The 19,927-nt window shown below is 66.0% G+C and carries 15 protein-coding genes and 1 riboswitch; of the genes, 13 read left to right on the forward strand and 2 right to left on the reverse strand.

The window, feature by feature from the left end; translation table 11 throughout:
- Positions 1–10: 10 nt before the first annotated feature.
- The gene (locus G7Y82_RS16950) at positions 11–811 is read left to right on the forward strand and encodes a sugar phosphate isomerase/epimerase family protein (RefSeq protein ID WP_168149331.1); all 801 of its coding nucleotides are present in this window, start codon (positions 11–13) and stop codon (positions 809–811) included.
- 139 nt (positions 812–950) lie between these two features.
- Positions 951–1,046, forward strand: a riboswitch (glycine riboswitch).
- A 252-nt stretch (positions 1,047–1,298) separates the two neighbouring features.
- A complete protein-coding gene (locus tag G7Y82_RS16955; protein WP_240954386.1) occupies positions 1,299–3,743 on the forward strand; it encodes a zinc-dependent metalloprotease in 2,445 nt (814 codons plus the stop codon).
- Between the two features lie 100 nt (positions 3,744–3,843).
- Here the strand turns inward: G7Y82_RS16955 and G7Y82_RS16960 are convergent, their stop codons facing one another.
- Positions 3,844–5,829 (reverse strand): alpha/beta hydrolase family protein, encoded by a 1,986-nt coding sequence (locus G7Y82_RS16960; RefSeq protein ID WP_168149333.1) that lies wholly within the window; start codon positions 5,827–5,829, stop codon positions 3,844–3,846.
- 112 nt (positions 5,830–5,941) lie between these two features.
- Positions 5,942–6,772 carry a transporter substrate-binding domain-containing protein gene (locus G7Y82_RS16965; RefSeq protein WP_168149334.1) on the reverse strand — a complete coding sequence of 277 codons (831 nt, stop codon included), beginning with the start codon at positions 6,770–6,772 and terminating at the stop codon, positions 5,942–5,944.
- Between the two features lie 57 nt (positions 6,773–6,829).
- Here G7Y82_RS16965 and G7Y82_RS16970 point away from each other — a divergent pair, with 57 nt between their 5' ends.
- From G7Y82_RS16970 to G7Y82_RS21945, 11 genes are all read left to right on the forward strand, one after another.
- Entirely contained in the window at positions 6,830–8,038 is a 1,209-nt protein-coding gene (locus G7Y82_RS16970) for a hydrolase (protein ID WP_168149335.1), read from the forward strand.
- Positions 8,035–9,054, forward strand: a complete 1,020-nt coding sequence (gene astA, locus G7Y82_RS16975; protein WP_168149336.1) for an arginine N-succinyltransferase — start codon at positions 8,035–8,037, stop codon at positions 9,052–9,054. Before G7Y82_RS16970 ends, astA begins: the two co-directional genes overlap by 4 nt.
- A 38-nt stretch (positions 9,055–9,092) precedes the next feature.
- Positions 9,093–10,553: a succinylglutamate-semialdehyde dehydrogenase gene (astD, locus tag G7Y82_RS16980; RefSeq protein WP_168149337.1), complete on the forward strand. Its 1,461-nt coding sequence runs from the start codon at positions 9,093–9,095 to the stop codon at positions 10,551–10,553.
- Positions 10,554–10,594: 41 nt separating this feature from the next.
- Positions 10,595–11,449: a DNA ligase gene (locus G7Y82_RS16985; RefSeq protein ID WP_168149338.1), complete on the forward strand. Its 855-nt coding sequence runs from the start codon at positions 10,595–10,597 to the stop codon at positions 11,447–11,449.
- An 83-nt stretch (positions 11,450–11,532) separates the two neighbouring features.
- Positions 11,533–12,186: a response regulator gene (locus G7Y82_RS16990; protein ID WP_168149339.1), complete on the forward strand. Its 654-nt coding sequence runs from the start codon at positions 11,533–11,535 to the stop codon at positions 12,184–12,186.
- A gap of 70 nt (positions 12,187–12,256) precedes the next feature.
- The gene (locus G7Y82_RS16995) at positions 12,257–14,662 is read left to right on the forward strand and encodes a serine/threonine-protein kinase (protein ID WP_168149340.1); all 2,406 of its coding nucleotides are present in this window, start codon (positions 12,257–12,259) and stop codon (positions 14,660–14,662) included.
- Positions 14,662–15,381, forward strand: coding sequence for a sensor histidine kinase (locus G7Y82_RS17000; RefSeq protein WP_168149341.1), 720 nt, complete (start codon positions 14,662–14,664; stop codon positions 15,379–15,381). Before G7Y82_RS16995 ends, G7Y82_RS17000 begins: the two co-directional genes overlap by 1 nt.
- A 72-nt stretch (positions 15,382–15,453) precedes the next feature.
- On the forward strand, positions 15,454–16,809 hold the full coding sequence (gene astB / locus G7Y82_RS17005) for an N-succinylarginine dihydrolase (protein ID WP_168149428.1): 1,356 nt from the start codon (positions 15,454–15,456) through the stop codon (positions 16,807–16,809).
- Positions 16,810–16,866: 57 nt separating this feature from the next.
- Positions 16,867–17,331 (forward strand): GNAT family N-acetyltransferase, encoded by a 465-nt coding sequence (locus tag G7Y82_RS17010; RefSeq protein WP_168149342.1) that lies wholly within the window; start codon positions 16,867–16,869, stop codon positions 17,329–17,331.
- 51 nt (positions 17,332–17,382) lie between these two features.
- Positions 17,383–19,056 carry an ExeA family protein gene (locus G7Y82_RS17015; protein ID WP_168149343.1) on the forward strand — a complete coding sequence of 558 codons (1,674 nt, stop codon included), beginning with the start codon at positions 17,383–17,385 and terminating at the stop codon, positions 19,054–19,056.
- On the forward strand, positions 19,053–19,889 hold the full coding sequence (locus tag G7Y82_RS21945) for a general secretion pathway protein GspB (RefSeq protein WP_168149344.1): 837 nt from the start codon (positions 19,053–19,055) through the stop codon (positions 19,887–19,889). The genes G7Y82_RS17015 and G7Y82_RS21945 overlap by 4 nt, the downstream gene beginning before the upstream one ends.
- Positions 19,890–19,927 lie beyond the last annotated feature (38 nt).

The following is a 19,927-nucleotide window of genomic DNA, read 5'->3' on the forward strand; positions in this document are numbered from 1 at the left end:
GGAGCTCAACGTGACATCCAAGATCGGCGCCTGTAGCTGGACGCTGGGCATCACCGACCCCGAACGCATGCTGTCGTTGCTGCACACGCTGGGCGTCAGCCACTATCACTATTGCGAAGATGCGCTGCAGACATCGCCCGAACGGCTGGCTTCGCTGAGTGCACAAGCCGGCCTGCGCATTTCCGCCGTCGATCCGTTCAACGCTTTTCCCGAAGCCGGCGCTGCACGCACCGAGGCCAACTGTCTGGCCTTGTACGCGCGCTATATCGACTTTGCGGCGCGCTGCGGCGCCGGTGCCATTTGCTTTCAGGCCGTGGGAATCTGGGCAGGTCATTTCGACGCCCCGCGCGAGGGGCTGGTGCGCTGCGTCTCGCAGTTGACGGCACTGGCGCTGAAGCGCGGCGTGCAACCGGTCTACGAGATCGTCAACCGTTACGAGTCGCCACTGATCCACACCGTCGGTGAAGCGCTCGACACCCTTGCCGCACCGCTCGCACAGGGTCTGAGGCTGGTGCTCGACAGCTTTCACTTGCAGATCGAAGAGCCGGATCCGGTCGACGCCATCGCGGAGGCGCTGCCCTATCTACACGAATATCAAATCTCCGATTCGAATCGCGGCGCCATCGGCGAGGGCCATATCCCGTTCGCAGCACACAAGGCAGCGCTGGATGCGGGCGGTTACGAACGCGATGTGATCGTCGAAACCGTGTTGCCGGAGTGCGGCTACCATCAGCCGCCCGCGAATGCGCAACAGTTGCAGCGGCTGGCCGCGCAACAGCGTCAATCGGTCCACGCATGGACCATGCTGTAACGCGAGCCGCACCGACACTGTCGCAAATTTCATCGCGTTAACCGGCTTTCGCCTCCCGTCGACATGGCATGCTCATTGACGCGGCAGTCGCCGCGCTACGCACAGCGGGGCCGTCTTATCGTCGAGCGCTAAGCAGCTACACAGAGACGCAGGAGAGCGATTTCTGCCGGGCACAGGAATCCACCGAAGGAGCAAGCTCCCATAAACTCTCAGGTATCAGGACTGCGATTCTGTTTGCCGTCTGAAGAGTGATGCCGGTGCAAAGCCGGCGTCCACCGAAGGAGCAAGCGCGGCGGGAGTCGCGTGAAACTCTCAGGTTCCCGGACAGAGGGAGCGGCGCAACGCCCGGTTTCGACCGGGACGCTGTCGTTCACTTTCTCGAAATGGGGATTTCATGAAACATCATCCAAGGTACGCTCGCGCCACACGCGAGGCCGCGCACAGCATGCGGCCCGACGGCGCATCCCACGATGCCCGCGTGGGCCTGATGGGGCTGCTGTTGATTGCCCTGGCGGCGATCGCGCTGGCGTTGACCGCAACACCGGCGCGCGCCGCCACGTCCGGCATCGCCGGCCTCACGCGTCATGACGGCTTCGTACCATTCTGGTTCGATCCAGCCGGCCGCGTCCTGATCGAAGTCCCGGTCTTCGACCAGGACGTGTTGTACTACGTGTCGGCCGCCACCAGCCCCGGCTCGGTCCAGGCGCCGGTCGATCGCGGCATCATGTCCAGTGCGGTCATTCACTTCGAGCGCTCCGGCTCGAAAGTGATCGTCGACCAGATCAACACCAACTTCCGCGCCACGACCAGCAGCGCCGCCACGCAGGAAGGCGTGGCCGACAGCTTCCCGACCTCGGTGCTCGCGGTGCTGCCGGTGGTCTCGGAAAGCGGCGGCAAGGTGGTCGTCGACGCCACACCGCTGTTCATGCGCGACGCTGCCGGCATCTCCGCGCGCTTCAAGCGCGCCAAGATCGGCGACTACAAGTTCGACGCCTCGCACAGCGTGTTCTACCCGAAGCGGATGAAGGCATTCCCGGAAAACACCGAGATCGAGACCGTCTCGACGTTCACCTCGGCGTCGCCGAGCCCGGTGTTGCGCAACATCACCCCGAGCCCGGGCACGATGACGATCCGCATCCATCACTCGTTCCTGAAGGCGCCGGAAGGCTATACGCCGCGCGTGGCCGACCCACGCATCGGCGTCAACAGCATTGAATTCACCGACTATTCCAAGCCGATCGACGAACGGCCGGTCACCGAATGGATTCGCCGCTGGCGCCTCGAAAAGAAGGACCCGAACGCGGCGCTCAGCGAGCCGAAGAAGCCGATCGTCTATTACTTCGATCCGGCCATTCCGGAACCGATCCGCACGGCGGTCAAGCAAGGCTTGCTGTGGTGGAACAAAGCCTTCGAGCAAGCCGGCTTCAAGAACGCGATCGAAGCCAAGGACGCGCCGCCGGACATGGATCCGATGGATATCCGCTACGCCTACGTGCTGTGGATTCAGCGTGACGAGCGCGGCTTCTCGTCGTCCGGCACCTTCATCGACCCGCGCACCGGCGAGGTGCTGGGTTCCAAGACCCATCTGGATACCTTCCGCCTGCGCACCGTCGCGAACTTCTACGACGCCTACAGTGGCGCGCTGCCGGAGGACGGCTCGGGCATCACGATCGCCGATCCGTCGCTGGTCAGCGAAGACCGCTACAACCAGATGCCGAAGGGCCAGCGCGACATGGCCTTCCTGCGTCAGGCGCTGCTGGCCGCGCACGAGCTGGGCCACACGCTTGGCTTCGACCACAACTTCAACGCCAATCTCAATGATCGCTCGTCGGTCATGGAGTACCCGACGCCGCGCGTCACGGTGAAGAACGGCAAGCTCGACCTCAGCCAGTCGTTCATGACCGCGGTCGGCGCCTACGACGACTACATGGTGCGCTACGCCTACACGCCGTTCCCGAAGCAGCAGGAACAGGCCGGCCTGGCCAATATCATCAAGCAGATGCACGACGACGGCATCGTCTACACGCTGCAGAGCGACCCGCGCTACACGTGGTACGACGATCGCGAAACACCAGTCGAAAACCTGCGCGAGACGGCCGCCGTGCGCAAGCTGGCGCTGGCCCACTACGGCCCGCAGATGCTCAAGCCCGGCGAGCCGATCGGCGCGATGCGCGACATGCGCCTGTGGATGGTTTACCTGGAACAGCGCTACGCGATCGAGTCCGCACTCAAGTACGTCGGCGGCATGTTCCAGAACATCACCGTCAAGGACGAAGCGCGCCCGCTGCCGCCGACGCAGTTCATTCCGGCCGATGAGCAGCAACAGGTGATGAACCTGCTGATGGACGCCGTCGATCCCAAGAATCTGGAGATTCCGGAGTCGCTGCTGATCCAGCTGGCGCCGGACCCGGGCAAGAACCTCGAAGACATGTCGTCGGACCCGGTCTTCGATCAGCTGCGTGCGGCACGCATCCTCGCAGCGCTGGTGATCGAGCCGCTGTTCGACGCACAACGCGCTTCGCGCATGGTGGCCCTGGGCGCGCGCAAGCCCGACACCTACACGTTCCCGCAGATGGTCGACACGGTCATGGCCCACACCTGGGGCGCGAAATCAGGTGGCAACGCCCAGCAGAGGGCCCTGCTGCGCGTCACGCAGGACGTGGCCATGCAGTCGATGATGGAGCTGGGCGCGGCGGCTGACACCGCACCGGAAGCACGTGCCTATGTGCTCGACCAGCTCACCCAGCTGGCGCAGGACCTGCAGTCCCGCAAGGACAGCGACCCGCTGACCGCCGCGTTCTATCGTCAGTCGGCCCGCGACATCCAGCGCTACCTCGATGATCCGAGTGACAACGTGCCGAAGAACGTCATGCCGGACTGGGGCAAGGGCCCGCGCTCGCGCTTCCCGCAGCCGCCGGGGCCGCCGCTATAAGCACGGCTTCGCGCTGATGTCATGGGGCGCGCATGCGGAGAACATCCGCATGCGCGCCTTTTTGTTGAAGCGCCCATCAACGACGCTGGTACTGCGAGCCTCACTGACCGCCGGGATCGGCGGTGGCGGCAGGCGCGTCCGGACCAATATTGTGATCGAGAAAGCCGATCAGCTTCGCAAAAAACGCCTGCCGATCCTCAGGCTTGTAGAAGCCATGCCCCTCGCCGGTAACGGCCATCCACTCGTACGGATAATGCCGCTTATCGAGCGCGTCACGTAGTGATTCGGCCTGCGAGAACGGCGCCCGCTTATCCGCCGTGCCGTGGACAATCAGTAGCGCTGCTTTCAACTTGTCGACGTGCTCGACCGGCGACGCCGCAGTCAAATCGGCGCGATTGTCACCAATGAATTCGGCAATGAAGCCTTCACCACTGGAAGTTTCCCCGATATCACTGTCGTCAGCCAGCTTTGGCAGATCGTAAACGCCGGCATATCCCACCGCACAGCGATACAGATCTGGTGCACGCTCGGCACTCATCAGCGCCGCGTAGCCTCCATAGCTGGCACCGTAAATACAGACGCGCTGCGCGTCGGCATCACCCTGATTCACCGCCCAATGCGTCGCGTCGACGATGTCGTCAATCATCACGCTGTCCCAACCATGGCGACCGGCATTCTCGAACGCGGAGCCGAAACCGCCGGAACCTCTGAAGTTAATTTGCAGCACTGCGTAGCCATGGTTCGCCAGTAGCTGGGCGTCTTCATCCCAGCGCCAGTGATCGGCGATTCCGAACGGACCGCCATGCGGAACGACAACCAGAGGCAGGTGCTTGCCGCCACCGATCGGCAGCGTCAGATAGCCATGCAACACTGTCCCGTCGCGGGCTTTGAGAGAGATCGGCTGGCGCGCCGCCATTTGCCGAGGGTCTATCCACTGCCGGGCCCCCACCAGAAAATCCGCGTGCTTGGTCTTGTTATCGAATAGATAGAAATCGCCTGGGTCTTTATCGCTGTAGACCTCGACAACCGTGCGACTGCCGTCGCGGGTGGAAGACACGGGTATCGCGATGCTACCGGCAAACGCCGTCTGCAGCGCTTCAAGCGTATGACCATCGGGCGAGCCCGGATCCAGGACATCGAAGCGTGGCCGATCGCCTCGATAAAGCACCCCGACAGGATCCCCGTCGTCCGCCGCTCTTACGACCCTTTCCGCGTCGAAGTTCGCATCGCAACTCAACTGTTGCTGCTCACCCGTCTGCAGATCCTCGCGAATCAGGCATTGCAGAGGCGTTTTTTCGTCAGAGAGCAAGAACACATAGCGATCGTCGTTGGAGAAGCCCTCTGGCAGCACCGTGAACTTCTTCTCGCCCCGGCCGAGCACACGCCAGTCCGGGTGATCGGGACTGCGCGCATACGTCACCGTATAGCCCTTATCATCTTCACCGACGACGAAGCGCACAAAGCCCTGACGATCCGCAACGAATTGCACGCCACCAGTGATCGGGGCTGAGACCAATGGCTCGCGCTTGCCATTGAAGACATCCAGCTTCATTGCAACAGCCCGGACTCGATCTGCGTTTGCAACAAAATCGTAGGCCGCGATGATGACGTGTCCCGGATCATCGGGCAGCGTCCGCACCAGATAGGCCGAACCGTTGCTTTGAGTCGCAGTACCGATGCGCGTGCCGATCTCGATCGTCGAGCCGCGGAACCCGTAGATATAACGTCCCGCCTTGCCATCCGCGTTGATCGCAAACAGCTCACCGGTCATCCACGGCGCATCAGCGAAACCGAAGTTTTCGCCAATCGAAAATACTAGCCGATCATCGCTTGCCCATTGGTAGTCGACCACACTGCGATCGGCGCCGACGTTGACCTTGGTGCCGCGCGTCTTGCCGCTAAGGTCGACGATGGCGATCCCGAAGTCCTTGCCGATCGGCATCCGCATCGCCAGATAGCGCCCGTTCGGCGATATCTGCACATCGTCGAACGAGTCAGTGCGGGCAAAATCGCTGAGCGGCACCGGCGCGGCATGCACCACCGCCGGAAACGCCAGGACGAAAAACAAGAAAAAAGTCGTTTTCATAGCGCGCGAGTGTGCCGATTCACCGGCAGAAGTCTGTGAACCAGTTCTCATTCCCTCCCGAGTCGGCACCGCATCTGAGCCCCGCGCCGTCGCCCCGCCCGCCCGTCAGCGATCACTCGCTGACGTTGTGCAGCCAGGCCGTGCCCTCGAACCACTTGTGGTACAGCGCGTCGTAGCTGCCGTCGGCCTTGATGTAGCGCAGGAAGTTGTCGAGCCAGTTGATGAAGTCAGGATCGCCCTTACGGACGGCCCAGGCCAACGGCTCTTCGGTGAAGGTCTGGCGCAGAATGCCGACTTGTCCCGGATAGCGGGCGACGTAGACGGCGTTGTACGGCAGGTCGTAGACGAAGGCGTCGGCGCGGCCGCTGCGGACTTCGAGCGTCGCCTCGGCCTCGGTCTCGAAGGCCTTGATCTTGGCGTTCGCCAGATACTTGCGGGCGGCAATGTCGCCGGTGGTGCCGAGTTTGGTGGCGATCGTGTATTTCGGGTCGTTGAGCTGATCGTAGGACGTGATCTTGCCGATCAGGTCCTTGCGGATCAGTACGGTCTGGCCGATGGTCACGTAAGGATCGACGAAGTTGACCTGCAGATTGCGCTCCGGCGTCATCGACATGCCGCCCATCAGCAGATCGAACTTGCCGGTCAGCAGCGCCGGGATGATGCCGTCCCATTGGGTATTGACCAGCGTCAGCTTGACGCCGAGGTAGCGCGCCATGAGCCGCGCCAGGTCGACGTCGAAGCCGATGATGCGGCCGTTCTTGTCGCGCATCTCGAACGGCATGTAGCCGGCTTCGAGGCCGACCCGCAGTTCGCCGCGCTTCAGCACCTCGTTGAGGGTGGAGTGCTCCCACAGGGCCTGGTCGGACGCCCAGACGGACGGCGCAGCGGCCAACAGCAGCACGGCAATCAGGGCTCGAAACATCGTCACCGGAATTTTCCTCATGCGCCTTTCGGTCGCCTCCCTAAGAATGAACCCATTACAACAGATCGGATTCGGGGCGTGCGAGAGGCTTATTCCTCACTGCTGGCTTGGACGGTGACGCAGGCGGCTGCGCTCGGGGACGAGCTCGTCGCGCTCGCTGACCTCAATTCCGGCAGCTTCAATGCTGACGGCGTGCGCCGCGTCGGCGAGCGCATCGGCGCGCGCTTCACGGCGCTCGACGCCGAGGCGCAGTGGCTGGAGCTGCCGGTCCACGAATCGACCGGCGACGACGGGACCCTGCGCACGCGGCCAATCGGCCCGGCGCTGCGCCTGCGTCGGCGCCCGGACGCGCCGCTGCAGGTTTTTCTCGGCGGGCACCTCGACACGGTGTACCCGGTCGACAGCCCGTTCCAGCGCGCCCGGTTTCGCGACGACGACACCGTGCACGGCCCCGGCGTCGCCGATTTGAAAGGCGGCCTGCTGGTCATGTGGCTGGCACTGGCGACGCTGGAGCGCAGCCCGTGGCGCGAACGCGTCGGCTGGGAGGTGCTGCTCAACCCGGACGAGGAAATCGGCTCCAGGGGTTCAGCCCCGCTCCTGGCCGAAGCCGCGGAACGCAACCGCTTCGGCCTCGTCTATGAGCCGTCATTTCCGGACGGCAATCTTGCCGGGATGCGCAAGGGCAGCGGCAATTTCGACATTCTCGTGCACGGCATCGCCGCGCACGCCGGCCGCAACCCGGAGCAGGGGCGCAATGCGATCGTCGCCGCGGCCCGCGTGGTCGCCGCCATCAACGCGCTGCAGCGCGACGGCGTCACCATCAATCCGGGCTATGTGCGCGGCGGCGGGCCACTCAACGTCGTCCCCGATTTTTGCCTGTTCAAATTCAATGTGCGCACGCAGCAAGTGGCCGACGAGGCCTGGCTGCGCGAGGCGCTGGACCAGATCTTTCGCGAGCACGGCGGCGACGGCATCGTCTTCGAGCTGCGCGGCGGTTTCACGCGCCCGCCCAAGCCGCTCAACGACGCCCAACAGCGGCTGATGAGCTGGACCGCCGACTGCGGACTTGAGTTGGGCTTGGATCTCGAGTTCCGTCCCACCGGCGGCTGCTGTGACGGCAACAACCTCGCCGCCTACGGGTTGCCCAATCTCGACAACCTCGGCGTCGTCGGCCGTGATATTCATTCCGAACGCGAAACCATGCGCTTCTCCAGTCTCGCTGAACGCGCCCAGCTGTCGGCGCTGTTGCTGATGCGTGTCGCCAGCGGCGAATGGAGCTGGACATGAAGCGCGTCAGGCCGATCGCCGAACACGATATCGACGCCCTACTGGAACTGGCGCGCGGCGCCAGCACCGGTTTCACGTCATTGCCACCGATTCGCGACGTCCTGGCGGCAAAAATCGCCCGCTCGATCACCTCGTTCGCCGACGACAGCGTCGACATTCCCGGCCCCGAACGCTACATGTTCGTGCTCGAGGACACCGACAGCGGCCACATGCTCGGCTGCTGCGCAATCGAAGCGGCCTGCGGCCTCGACGAGCCGTTCTACAACTACCACGTCGGCCTGACCGTCCAGGCCAGTCCGGCACTGAGCGTTTATAAGCGTCTGCCGACGCTGTACCTGTCGAACGATCTGACCGGCGCGTCGATGCTGTGCTCGCTGTATCTGCACAAGGACGCGCGGCGCGGCGGCAACGGCGCGCTGCTGTCGAAATCGCGATTTTTGTTCATGGCGGCGTTCCCGCAGCGCTTCGCCGACAAGGTCATTGCCGAAATGCGCGGCGTCTCCGACGAGCAGGGCCGCTCGCCATTCTGGGAGGGTCTCGGCCGGCATTTCTTCGACATCGAGTACGGCGCCGCCGAACACGTGGTCGGCCAGGGCAACAAGGCGGTGATCGCCGAGCTGATGCCCAAGCACCCGATCTACACCGTGCTGCTGCCGCCCGAAGCGCAGGCCGTGCTCGGCCAGGTCCATCCGGAAACGGCGCCGGCGTTGCGCTTTCTCGAGCAGGAGCGCTTCCGCTACCAGGGCTATATCGACATCTTCGACGGCGGCCCGGCCGTCGAGGCACCGCTGCGCGCGATCCGCTCGGTGCGCCGTTCACAAGTCCTGCCGGCCATCGTCGACAAGCGCCCGCTGGAGTTCGCGCGGCCGCAGCTGCTGGCCAACGAGCGCCTCGGCCACTATCGCTGCCTGCTCGCCGACGTGCAGCCCACCGAGACCGGCGTGCGAATGTCAGCAGACGTCGCGCAGGCCCTCGACATCGAACACGGCGCCACCGTGCGCATCTGCCCGCTGTGAATACCGCAGAGGCCCCCAGCACCCGACGGATGAGCTCCATGCAAACCAACGGCCAGCTATTCATCGACGGCCAGTGGCGCGACGGCCGCGGCCCGGCACTTCAAAGTCACGATCCGGCCACCGGCCGCGTCCTGTGGTCCGGCCACGCCGCGACCGCGGACGACGTCGATGACGCCTTCCGCGCCGCACGCCGCGCGTTTCCCGACTGGGCCGACCTGACGCTCGGCGAGCGCGAAGCCATGCTGCGTGCCTACGCGCAGAAGCTGGAACGCAACCGCGACGAGCTGGCGTCGCTGATCGGCCGTGAAGTCGGCAAGCCGCTGTGGGAGGCGCGTACCGAAGTGGCGGCGATGATCGGCAAGATCGAGCTGACGATCCGCGCCTATGGCCAGCGCACCGGCTCGTCCTACGCGATCGGCGGTCACGTGCTGCGCCACAAGCCGCACGGCGTGGTCGCGGTGTTCGGCCCGTACAACTTTCCGGGCCACCTGCCGAACGGCCATCTGGCACCGGCGCTGTTGGCCGGCAACTGCGTCGTCTTCAAACCGAGCGAACAGACGCCGGCGTTCGGCGAGGCGATGATGGCCTGCTGGCACGCCGCCGGCCTGCCGGTCGGCGTGCTCAATCTCGTACAGGGCGAGCGCGAGACCGGCGAGGCGATCGCCGCGCACCCGGAACTGGACGGCCTGTTCTTCACCGGCAGCTCGCGCACCGGCGCGCTGCTGCACCGCCAGTTCGGCGGCCAGGGCGACAAGATCCTGGCACTGGAAATGGGCGGCAACAATCCTCTGATCGTGCGCCCGGTCGAAAACGTCGACGGTGCCGTGCACGAGGTCATCCAGTCGGCGTTCATCACCACCGGCCAGCGCTGCACCTGCGCACGACGCCTGATCGTGCCGGGCGACGACTTCGGCCAAGCCTTTGTCGCACGGGTCGCCGAGGTGGCATCCCAGCTCACGATCGGCGCCTGGAACGACGACCCGCAGCCCTACATGGGACCGCTGATCGGCGAGCGTGCCGCGCAACAGCTGATCGACGCCCAGGCACAGCTGATCGACAGCGGCGCACGCGCCCTGCTGCCGCTGCACCGTCTCGAGCGCGGCCCTGCTTTCGTCTCCCCCGGCATCGTCGACGTTACGGGTGTTGATGTACCCGACGAGGAGTTCTTCGGGCCGCTGTTGCAAGTCGTTCGCGTCGAATCGCTCGATGCGGCGATCGCCGTTGCCAACCAAACGCGGTTCGGCCTGTCGGCGGGCTTCATCGGCGACAACGAAGCCGAGTACCGTCACTTCTGGCGCCGCTCGCGGGCCGGCATCGTCAACTGGAACCGGCCAACCACCGGCGCTTCCGGCGCGTTTCCGTTCGGCGGCATCGGCGCCAGCGGCAATCACCGGCCGAGCGCGTTCTACGCCGCCGACTACTGCGCCTATCCGGTCGCCAGCGCCGAGGCGACGGCGCCGAAACTGCCGGAAAAACTTGCGCCAGGTCTCAATTTCTAGCTTTTAGCCGCGTTAGGCTGTGCGCAGTTCATCGGGGGACGATGATGCTGCGCGCTTTGCTCCTGGCGCTGCTGCTGGCAGCGCCACCGCTCATGGCCGAGGCCGGCGATCCGCCGCGCCTCATGCTCGCCGACGTCTTTCACGACGGCGATCCCATCGACCTTTCCGCGTACTGGGTCAGCGAGAAGTACGACGGTGTCCGCGGCTACTGGGACGGCCACCAGCTGTGGACCCGTGGCGGCACACCCCTGCACCCACCACCGTGGTTCACCGCCGGCTGGCCGGCACGAGCGCTCGACGGCGAAATCTGGGGCGGCCGGCAGCGCTTCGCCTTCACGTCAGCGGTGATCCGCCGCGATGCACCGGACGATCCGGGCTGGCGTCAGCTGCACCTGATGGTGTTCGACCTGCCGGCCGAGCCTGGCGACTTCAATGCGCGTCTCAAGGCGCTGCGCACCCTGTTCGCGACACCGCACGCCGCCACGTTACGCCTGGTCGAACAGGTTCATGTCGCGTCGCCCGCAGCGCTGCGGGCCCAGCGCGACGCCGTCGTCGCGGCCGGCGGCGAAGGCCTGGTTCTGCACCGCGGCGGCGCGCCTTACCGCGCCGAGCGCAACGACGATCTGCTCAAGTACAAACCCCTCGATGACGACGAGGCCGTCGTCATCGGCTATACGCCCGGCCAGGGCAAGTACGACGGCATGGTTGGCGCCTTGAAGGTGCGCCGCGCCGACGGCCTCGAATTCCGCGTCGGCTCCGGCCTGTCCGATGCCGATCGACGCCACCCGCCGGCCATCGGCAGCACCATCACCTATGTCTACAACGGCCTGACCGTTCATGGCGTGCCTCGATTCGCCCGCTTTCTGCGTGTCCGAGCCGACCGTCCGGCGCACTGAACAAGGTCGTCCCCCAGTTGCGGGGGCGGCGCTTGACGCTGTGCCTGCGATCCGCGCACGCTGCGGCAGGATCGGGGGAAGGTATGCAGCAGGGTTTGGTCGTCGAAGATCAGCCGGCGCTCAGTCGCTGGCTCAAGGAAACGCTGGAGGAAGCGTTTCCGGGCATGGCCGTGCGTACAGCCGAAACGCTCGCGGCGGGACGTCGTGCGTTCGAGACGCAGGCGCCCGATATCGCGCTGATCGACCTCGGGCTACCGGACGGCTCCGGGATCGAACTGATCGAAGACAGCGCCAGCAGCAGTCCGGCCTGTCAGTGCGTGGTCACCACCATCTACGCCGACGACCAGCATCTGTTCCCAGCCTTGCGCGCCGGCGCCGCCGGCTACCTGCTCAAAGACCAGCCACGCGCGCGGACTGTCACGGCATTGCGCGGTATTGCCGCCGGCGAACCGCCGCTGTCGGCGTCGATCGCGCGGCGTCTGCTGCGCGTCTTCGGCGACGACCGCAATGCGCGGGCCAATGGCAGCGTGGCGCCGAAACTGACGCCGCGCGAACGCGAGACCCTGACGCTGATCGCCAAGGGCTTCAAGATCGCCGAAGTGGCGGAAAATCTCGGCGTGACGCGCAATACCGCGCACGAGTTCGTCAAGAACGTCTACCGCAAGCTGAAGATCGGCAGCCGCGCCGAAGCCGCCGTCGAGGCCACCCGCCTGGGACTGATCAACCCGCACCTTTAGATAATCCCTCGCATTGCGCAAGGCCTCTGGTGTTTTGCATGATGCGTACAAGCTTGGGGTCGGGGGAGCCATGAGCGAGATGCTGCCGCCGCGTTTGGGGCCATATCGCATCCTGCGGCTGCTTGGGGAAGGCAGCAGCGGACGAGTCTATCTGGCGGAACAGGATGAGCCGCGCCGTAGGGTGGCGCTCAAGGTGCTGTGCGGCTCCGGCCTGTCGGCGCAGGCGCGCGAGCGCTTCCGGCGCGAGGCCGAACTGCTCGCGCGGCTGGAGCACCCGGCCATTGCGCGGGTTTATGCCGCCGGACTGATCGACACTGATCTCGGTCCGCTCCCCTATCTGGCCATGCAATACGTGCAAGGCCGCGAGCTGCTCGAAGCCAGCCGCGCGCGTGGCATGACGCTGCGCGCCAAGATCGAACTGATGGCGTCGCTCTGCCACGCCGTTCACTACGCGCACAGCCGCGGTATCGTGCACCGCGACCTCAAACCAGCCAACATCCTGGTCGACGAGCACGGCCAACCGCACATCCTCGACTTCGGCATTGCCCACGTCGCGCACGAGCGCTTTGCGACCATGACGGTTGCCGGGCAGATTCTCGGCACCATTGCGTACATGAGCCCGGAGCAGCTCGCGGGGCGCGATGGCTGCAGCGACCCGCGCGCCGACGTCTATGCACTCGGGATCATCGCCTACCAGTTGATCAGCGGGCGGCTGCCCTATCCGGAACTGTCGACGGCGACGATCATCGGCGCCCTCGGCATCGTCCGCAACGCGCCACCGGAGCGGCTATCGAAGCATCTGCCGCAGACCCGCGGCGATATCGAGACCATCGTCACGACGGCGATGGCCCATGATCTTCAACGCCGCTATGGCTCGGCAGGCGAGCTCGCGTCGGAATTCGAGCGCTATCTGCAGCACCGCTCGATCGAGGCCCGGCCGCCGACGGCCGCCTATCTGCTCGGCCTGTTCATGCGCCGCCACCGCGGCATCTCCGCAGCCTTCGGCATTGCCGCGCTGGCGTTGACGGTCGGCAGTGTCGTGACCACCTTCTACGCCATCTCCGAAATGCGCGCACGGGCGCTCGCAGAGCGTCACGCAGAAGAGTTTGCGGCGGTCAATCGCTTCCTCAACGAAATGCTGGTGTCGGCCGACCCGGCCCATGCGCGCGGACGCGCTGTCACCGTGCTCGAAACCCTGGACGCGGCGCGCGCACAGCTGCCGCTCGACCGCTCCTTGTCGATTCCAGCCAAGGCCGCGCTGGCCGCCACGCTGTCCGAGGTCTATGTCTCGCTCGGTGACGTCAGCGCCGGTCTCGATATCGCGCGGCGCACCGCCGGTACGTCCATCGACTTGCTGACCACCGACAACGAGGCCGCGCTGCGCCTGCAGCTTGCCGAAGCCAATGCCCTGCAGATGTCCGGCCAGCTCAAAGCGGCGGACGCGCTGCTGCGACGCATCGTTGCTCGACCGAAAGTCGCCGATGAGGATCCGCGACTGCGCATTCGTGCGGGCCTGCTCTATACCAACGGCCTGCTGTACATGGGAGAACAGGCACAGGCACTCGAACAGCTGCGCGCACTGGTCGACACCTCGACACGCGAGCTGGGCGCCGATGATTCGTTGACGCTCGATGCGACGCAGGGCTACACCTCGCTGTTGTTCAACTCTGGGAAATACGATGAGGCGATCGCCGGTTTTCGCGCGTTGATCCAGCGCGAGACGCGCGCGCTCGGCAACGATCACCCGACCACGCTGCTGACGCGCATGGACTACGCCGAGCGCCTGCGTGCGCTCGGTCGCCTGAAAGAAGCCGAAAACCTGATCCGGCCGGTCATCACCGACCGCGAGCGGGTGTCCGGCCCGCATCACTACTGGACCCTGCTTGCGCGCTATGTGCTGTGCAATACGCTGAGCCAGCAGGGCCGCTCTCGCGAAGTCGCATCGATGATGGCTGACGTCGTACGCGGCCTGCGCACCAGTCTCGGTGACAGCAATGCCGACACGCTCAATGCCATGTACGTGCAGGCCAACATTGAACGCGACCTCGGCCATTACGCGACAGCTGAGCAGCAATACCGCAGCGTCATCGCGCTGCGCAGTCACGCCGATGCCGGCACCCATCCGGAGTCACTGCTGCCGGTCAACGGTCTGGCGCTAACCCTGATCAAGGCCGGCCGGCCGGCCGAAGCCGTGAGCCTGCTCGACGCGGCCCTGCCCAAGGCCGATGGTCGCAGCGAACACAACCTGATCTACGGCCGCCTGCTGGGTACGCACGGCTATGCGTTGCTCAGTCTCGGCCAGGCTGCGCAAGCGCGCATCGAGCTGACGAGGGCGCAGGACATCATCGGCGCCGCGCTCGACGCGCGCCATCCGGCAATGCGCGGTATCGCCCAGCACCTGGCGCAAGCCGAGCGCGCTCTCGAATCCCCGGACGCGGACCTTCGGCAGATCGCCGACGCCCGACCGGAACCGTGATGGCCATGCTGCTCGGTGCGGCGCTGGCGCTGTTGCTGGCGGCCCTGCTGTTCACCGTCCATCGGTTACGCCATGAGCGGCAGCAGAATCGCACGCTCGCCTCGAGGCTGGCGGACGAGTTGCGGCTGGCGCGTGTCGCCGCCGCTGCCGACGAACGCGAGCGCCTGTTCGCCGACCTGCATGACGACATCGGCGCCAAGCTGACGACCCTGGTCCATGCCCTCGAAGACCCGCAGCACGCCGACCTGGTACGCGCGGTCGTGCAGGACTTCCGCGACATCGTGTCGCGCGCCCATCAAGACGCGTGCACGCTGCTCGAAGCGCTGGCGCAGATTCGCGAAGAGACCGAGCGTCGCCTCGACGCCGTCCATAGCGTGCTCGACTGGCAGCAGGCGGCCGGCCTGCCCGACCCCTTGCTCGATGAAGCACAGGTGCTGCATCTGTTCCGCATCGCCCGCGAAGCCGTGACCAATGCGCTGCGCCATGGCCATGCGCGGCACATTCGCGTCCGAATTCGCGCCGTCGATCAGCATCTGTTTCTCGATTTCACCGACGATGGCCCCGGCCTGCGCCCGAATCAACCGCATCCTGGCCGTGGACGCGGCACCAGCAGCATGCGCAACCGCGCCGAGCAGCTCAGCGGCACCATCGACTGGACCGCGGGCACGCAGGGCGGCACCAAGGTCATTCTCGAATTTCCGCTCCCGATGCCCGACTGATCCGGCGAATTGCTCAGGCCGCTGACGAAGCGCGCGCCTACAATGCCGGCACGAACCGCCGCCACCACCAGCATGGCCGATCCCGCAACCGCGCCCGCCGTCGAGGCGAACTTCGACGGACTCGTCGGGCCCACGCACAACTACGCCGGGCTCTCGTTCGGCAATGTCGCCTCGGCGAAGAACGCCGAGCAACCGTCGAACCCACGTCTGGCCGCGCGCCAAGGGCTCGCCAAAATGCGCGCGCTGGCCGCCATCGGTATGGCGCAGGGAGTGCTGCCGCCGCATGAACGTCCGCATCTGCCGACGCTGCGGCGACTCGGCTTTTCCGGCAGCGACGCGCAGGTTCTGCGCGCCGCACAGCAGCGCGCACCGGCGCTGCTGGCGGCCGCCAGCTCCGCCTCGGCGATGTGGACCGCCAATGCCGCGACCGTGTCGCCCGGCACCGATTGCCGCGACGGCCGCGTGCATTTCACGCCGGCCAATCTGTGTTTCAACCTGCACCGCGCAATCGAGGCCGCAACCACGGCGCGCGTGCTACGCGCCGTCTTCGCCGACGATCGCCACTTCAGCCATCACGCGCCACTGCCGGCGACGCCGGCGCTCGGCGACGAGGGCGCGGCCAATCACACCCGCCTGTGCGGCGACTACGGCGAGGCCGGTCTCGAACTGTTCGCCTACGGCCGTGGCCTGCCTGACGAGCCGGCGCCGCAGCGCTACCCGGCACGCCAGACGCACCTGGCCACGGAGACCATTGCGCGACTGCACGGTCTTGACGACGCACGCACCACACACGTGCTGCAACGGCCGTCGGTCATCGATCAAGGGGTGTTCCATAACGATGTGATCGCGGTCGGCAACCGGGAAGTGCTGCTCTACCACGAGCAGGCGTTTGCCGACGCCGCGGCCCTGAAGCGCTGGATCGCCGCGCATTGGCACGGCAGTCGGGTGCCGGTCTTTGTCGAAGTTCGCGACCGCGATGTTTCGGTCGAAGCGGCCGTCGGCTCTTATCTGTTCAACTCGCAACTGATCTGCCCGCCCGACGGCAGCATGCGCTTGATCGTCGCTCAGGAGAGCCGCGAGCACGATGCGGTGTGGCGGACCATCGAAGGCATTGTCCACGACCAACGGAACCCGATCGCGGCTGTCGATGTCTTCGATCTGCGCCAATCGATGCGCAATGGGGGTGGACCGGCCTGTCTGCGGCTGCGCGTCGTGCTCGACACCGCGCAGCGGGCCGCCGTCAACCCACAGTGCTGGATCGATGGCGATCGCGCCGCGGCGCTCGAACAGTGGGTCGACGACCATTACCGCGACCGACTGACGGCGGACGATCTGGCCGACCCGCAGTTGCTCGACGAATCGCGCACGGCGCTCGACGCGTTGACGCGCCTGCTCGGGCTTGGCAGCGTGTACGACTTTCAGCTGTGAGACCGCCTGCGTTGCGGTGCACAGACGGACAACCTCATCAGAATCATCGGGAACCGAATGCGGCTTGATCTGGAATGGCGCTGGTACGCGTGGGCGGAGCTCGATGCCGACACGCTCTACGCCCTGCTGCGGCTACGCGTCGACGTCTTCGTTGTCGAGCAAAAATGCGCCTATCCCGAGCTCGACGGTCTCGACGCGGCCTGCGACCACCTGCTGGCGCGCGAGCCTGGCGGCAAGACGCTGGCCTATCTGCGCCTGCTGCCGCCGGGCCTGAAAGGTGCTCGGCCGGCGCTCGGCCGCCTCGCCGTGGTTGCCGAGGCACGCGGCCAGGGCCTGGCGCGCGCACTGGCGCAGGAAGGCATTCGTGGCGCGCAGCTGCGCCATCCGGAGCAGGACATCTACATCTCCGCACAGCAATATCTGGAGCCGTTCTATCAATCCCTGGGTTTCGTCGTCGATTCGACGCCTTACCTCGAAGACGGCATCTGGCACGTCGACATGATCAAACCTTGGCGGCGATGAGCCCCCGTATACTGCGCATCCGCACTCGCACCCGGCCAAACTGACGCACGCATGTACATCGAGTTTTTCCAGCTGCGGGAGCTGCCGTTCTCGATCACGCCGGACCCAGCCTATCTCTACATGTCGCCGCGCCATCAGGAGGCGCTTGGCCACCTGCTCTACGGCACGGGCCAATACGGCGGCTTCGTCCAGCTGACCGGTGAGGTCGGTACCGGCAAGACCACCATCGTTCGCACCCTGCTCGAACAGACCCTGGACGCGGTCGACGTCGCGTTCATCCACAACCCGAGGCAGAACGAGCAGGAATTCGTACAGACGATCTGCGACGAACTGGGCGTCACCTACCCGCGTGAGGATCGTTCGCTGAAGACGCTGGTCGATGCGCTCAACGAACACCTGCTGCGCTCGCATTCGCAGGGCCGGCGTACGGTGCTGATCATCGACGAGGCACAGAACCTCGAGCCGGGCGTGCTCGAGCAGGTGCGGCTGCTGACCAACCTGGAAACGGCCAAGGAAAAGCTGCTGCGCATCATGCTGATCGGCCAGCCCGAGCTGTCGGCACTGCTGGCTCGACCGGATCTGCGCCAGCTCGCCAGCCGCATCACCGCGCGTTTTCATCTGACGCCGCTGAGCGCGCGCGAAACCGCCGAATACATTGAGCACCGCCTGCGCGTCGCCGGCGCGCACGGCGAGATCTTCACGCCCCAGGCCATCGCCGAAGTCCACCGCTGCACCAAGGGCGTGCCGCGCTTGATCAACATCGTCTGCGACCGCGCGCTGCTTGGCGCCTACGCGCAGAATTCGCGGCTGGTGCTACCGGATACCGTGCGCAAGGCGGCCCGCGAGGCCATGGGCGAACTGCCGGACATCTTCGACCCCAAGGCGCGGTCGCGCTGGCGCCTGATCGAGATCGGCTGGGCCGTCGCCTTGCTGGCCAGCATCGGCCTGTTGATCTGGAGCTTCGACCGCCACCGTCAATCGAATGCCGAGCCCGCCGCCGCGGCGACCAAGACGATACCTTCATCCACCAACGAGATACCTTCAGCGCCGCCGACCACCGCGCCGGCGACGCCGCCGCCAGCACCGGTGGCCGACCCGGTTGCCGATGTCCAGACCTTGCAGGAAACCGCCGCGCCGCTCGGCGCCGTCATGAGTCGCCTGATTCGTCAGTGGGATCACACGCTGGTGATTCCGCGCGGCGAAAACGTCTGCTCTGCGCTGCAGAAGCGGGCACTGGACTGCTACCGCGGCAGTGGTGGCTGGGACGATCTGCGGCAGATGAATCGGCCGGCGATCCTGACGCTCGACATGCCCGACGACGGCCCGCAGTACTTCCTGCTGACGGCGCTCGATCGGGACAGCGCCAGTTTCGATTCCGCACTGGGGCCAGTCCGCATCCCGCTGTCGTCGCTGGATGGCGTCTGGAACGGCGAGTTTCTGCTGCTGTGGCGACGCAGCACCCGCGAGGACTACATCGACCGCGGCACCAAGGGGCCGTCGGTGGCCTACTTGTGGCAGCGCATCTCGACCTTGCAGCACATCGCCCCACCGGCACCGCTGCCAACGCGCTTCGATGCCCGGTTGGTCGCCGCGCTGAAGACCTTCCAGCAAGCGCACGGGCTCGACGCCGACGGCATCGCCGGTGTGCGAACGCTGATCGCGCTGAGTGAGGGCCAACCGAATACCCCGACGCTGCACTCGGCCGACACGGAGGCCTCGCCGTGAGCTACATCCTCGAAGCACTGCGCCGCGCCGACCGTGAGCGCGAGCTGGGCAAGGCACCAACCGCGGATTCGCTGTACCGGCCCGCACCGACCCCGGCGCCCCGGCTGTCGCCGGCGGCCTGGATTCTTGCGGGTGCCACGGCGCTGATCGCCTGCATCGCGCTGGCCCTGCTGCTGTGGCCTCGCGCGCCGGCCAACCGCCCCACACCACCAGCGGCGGTCTCGCCGAACGTTGCGCCAGCCTCCACCCCGGCGCCGGCCACGACACCCGCCGCAGCGCCGGCAACGACCACAGCCGCGCCAGCACCCGCCGCCGTCAGCGATAACGGACCCGCGGCGATCGAGGACGAAAACCAGATCGCCAGTCTCGACGACGTCACCGAGCCGCCGCCGAGCCCCGCACCATCGCCTGCAGCGCCCGCAGCGCAGGCCGGCATGACGCTGATCACGCCGCGCGGTCAGAGTCCGGCGGACCAGGCCAACACGGCACAGACCGAAACGGCACCACAAGCGGACAGCACAGCGGCTGCAGCAGATGCAACGCCGGCGCCGACAGTGACGGCAAGCAGCGGCACTGCACGCCCGACCGTGATCGTGCCCAGCGGCGCCACGGTGCTGCGCGACATGCCGGCTGACTACCGCGAGAAATTTCCGGCGACCACGCTGCAGATTCACGTTTACGACCCCGACCCGAGCAAGCGCTGGATCATGGTCGACGGGCAGCGCTACCACGAAGGCGACAAGCTCAGCAGCGGCCCGAGCGTCGTCGAGATCACTGAGGACGGCGTCGTCTTCGACTACGCGGGACAGCGCGTTCTGCTGCCACGCCCCTGAGAAAAGCTGTCAAAAGCGGGTCTGCAACCTGCCAAGCA

This window comes from Solimonas marina (assembly GCF_012241385.1).
Classification (GTDB): domain Bacteria; phylum Pseudomonadota; class Gammaproteobacteria; order Nevskiales; family Nevskiaceae; genus Solimonas; species Solimonas marina.